Annotated in this window: 4 protein-coding genes; 2 read left to right on the top strand and 2 right to left on the bottom strand. The window is 76.2% G+C overall.

The features are described 5' to 3' along the window. Nucleotides 1-325 precede the first annotated feature (325 nt). Both SSNG_RS01385 and SSNG_RS01390 read left to right on the top strand, forming a co-directional pair. Complete coding sequence (locus SSNG_RS01385) at nt 326-1,168, top strand: class I SAM-dependent methyltransferase (RefSeq protein ID WP_007261988.1); 843 nt, start codon at nt 326-328, stop codon at nt 1,166-1,168. Nucleotides 1,169-1,322: 154 nt separating this feature from the next. Continuing rightward, complete coding sequence (locus SSNG_RS01390) at nt 1,323-1,565, top strand: protealysin inhibitor emfourin (protein ID WP_042800375.1); 243 nt, start codon at nt 1,323-1,325, stop codon at nt 1,563-1,565. Nucleotides 1,566-1,632: 67 nt separating this feature from the next. On the opposite strand, the gene SSNG_RS01395 is transcribed toward SSNG_RS01390, so the two are convergent. Both SSNG_RS01395 and SSNG_RS01400 read right to left on the bottom strand, forming a co-directional pair. Beyond that, complete coding sequence (locus SSNG_RS01395; protein WP_007261990.1) at nt 1,633-1,869, bottom strand: hypothetical protein; 237 nt, start codon at nt 1,867-1,869, stop codon at nt 1,633-1,635. A gap of 121 nt (nt 1,870-1,990) precedes the next feature. Next, nucleotides 1,991-2,191 (bottom strand): DUF1206 domain-containing protein (locus tag SSNG_RS01400; protein ID WP_042800376.1); only part of this gene is annotated, 201 nt, incomplete at its 5' end.

Raw genomic sequence — 2,191 nt, forward strand, 5'->3', positions numbered from 1 at the left:
CAGCAGCGAGGCGCGCCGCCGAGCGACTCAATGGCAGTGTCCCCTGCCCGCGGAGCAATCCCCGGAGTGGCGCCGGGGCGGCAGCGAGGCGGGGGCCGGGGCAGCAGGGCGGGCGCCGGGGCAGCAGCGGGGCGCGCCGCCGACCGGTGCAATGCCAGTGTCCCGGCCGGCGGGGCAGTCCCGGAGTGGCGCCGAGGCGGCCGCGGGGCGGGGGCCCGGGGCGGCGGCGGGGCGCGCCGTCGGGCGGCGCAATGGCGGGGTCCCGGCGGTCGGCGGGGGATCCTTCAGCCTGGCGGTACGGGGCCGTCCGGCGGGAGGAGTCGCGGTGGCAGCAGCATCCCCCGAGGAGCGTCCGGCGCACTCGGGACGCGCGGGGCGGTACGGCGAGGCACTGTTCCGGCCCGAGGCGCCCGGTGAGGGCGAGCGCATCGACCACGCCGCCCTCGTCTACGACCCGCTCACCCGGCAGCGGCTGCGCGCGCTCGGCGTCGGTCCCGGCTGGCGCTGCCTGGAGGTCGGTGCCGGTACGGGCACGGTCGCCCGGTGGCTCGCCGAGGAGGCCGGGGTCGACGAGGTCGTCGCCCTGGACCGCGACACCAGCCGGCTGGCGCCGCTCGCGGGGCCCCGGCTCCGGGTGCTCACCGACGACCTGGCCCGGCTGGACGACGAGGCGGAGCTCGGTTCCTTCGACCTGGTCCACGCCCGGTTCGTGCTGATGCACCTCCGCGAACGCCGGGCGCTCGTCGACCGCCTCGCCAAGCGCCTGCGTCCCGGCGGTTACCTCGTCCTCAGTGACGCGGCGGACGTGCCCGACCCCGCCGACGGGCGCTCCGCGTACCGGCGCACCCTGGACGCCATGTGGCGCACCCTCGCGGAGACCATCGGCACCGACATCGCGGCCGTGCTCGACTACCCGCACACGCTGCGCGCGGCCGGTCTGGCCGAGGTCGCCGCCGAGCTGGTCTGCCCGCCCCTGACACCGGGCACTCCGCTCGCCGCCTTCTGGCGCGAGACCTGGCAGCGGATGCGCACGGACCTGCTCGCGCCGGGCCGGCTCGAACCGGTCGTCTTCGACGAGGCCCTCGCCTACCTGGACTCCCCCGGCCTGGCCGAACTCGGCCCCGGCATGCTCACGGCCTGGGGCCGCCGCCCGGCGCCGCGCGCCTGACCGCCCTCCCCCTCCGGCCCCGCGCTGACTCTTTCTGTCCGTTCCTCTCCGCCCGTGGGTAACGGTCCGTCATTGTATGTACCTGCGTCTATGTGGGTGACGCGCCGTCTCTCGCTGTGTATCCGTCTGGTCTCTATAACTGGAAGGAACGGGCATGCTGATCACGGTCACCCGCACCGGCGGCTTCACCGGAGCCGAGAAGCTCCGCGCGCTCGACACCGCGGGGCGGCAGGACGCGGCGCGGCTGGAGGAGCTCGCCCACCGGGCCGTCTCGTCCGTGGCGGACGGCTACCACTACCGCATCACCGTCGACGGCGAGGTCCTCGACGTCCAGGACCCGTGCCTGTCCGACGACCAGCGGACGCTGATCCGTACCGTCCTCGGCGAAGGGGCCTGACCGCCGCCCGGCCGGGCGTCCGGCAGACGGCCGGCCGGCGGAGGGGCGGCGCGGGGGCGGCGGGGCGTCAGTGCGGGGACCAGGTGAACTTGCCGCCCCCGACCCAGCGGACCTCGTCCAGGTCGTCGAGGTCGTGGATGGTGATCCCCGCTTCCGCGGCGACCAGCAGCACGTCCGTCATCGACTCGGCCCGGCCGACGACCTCCCCGTCGAGCTCGATGATCCGGAACGGCGGACTTCCGGGTTGGACTCCCAGGACGGTGATGCGCGCCGGGGAGAGGTGAGGTGTCAGGCCTTCGGTCATGGGGAGACGGTTGCACGCCGTGACCGGTGACGGGCGCGGCGACACGGCCCGGGGAGCCGATCGGCGGCGTACGGGCGACCGGCGTCCGCGGCCCGGGCCGCGGACGCCGGGGCGGCGGGTGTCAGACCCGCTGCCAGGCGGCCGCGGCCCACGAGTACAGGCCGAACAGGACCAGGCCCGCCGCGACCGCCACCAGCAGCCACGGCCCGGCCGGGGTGTCGGCGAAGGCGCGCAGGGTGTCGTCGACGCCCTTGGCCTTGGCCGGGTCGTACTCCACCGCGGCGTAGAAGGCGCAGCCGCCCGCCGCCGCGAACAGGGCGCC

It is taken from the genome of Streptomyces sp. C (genome assembly GCF_000158895.1).
GTDB lineage: Bacteria > Actinomycetota > Actinomycetes > Streptomycetales > Streptomycetaceae > Streptomyces > Streptomyces racemochromogenes.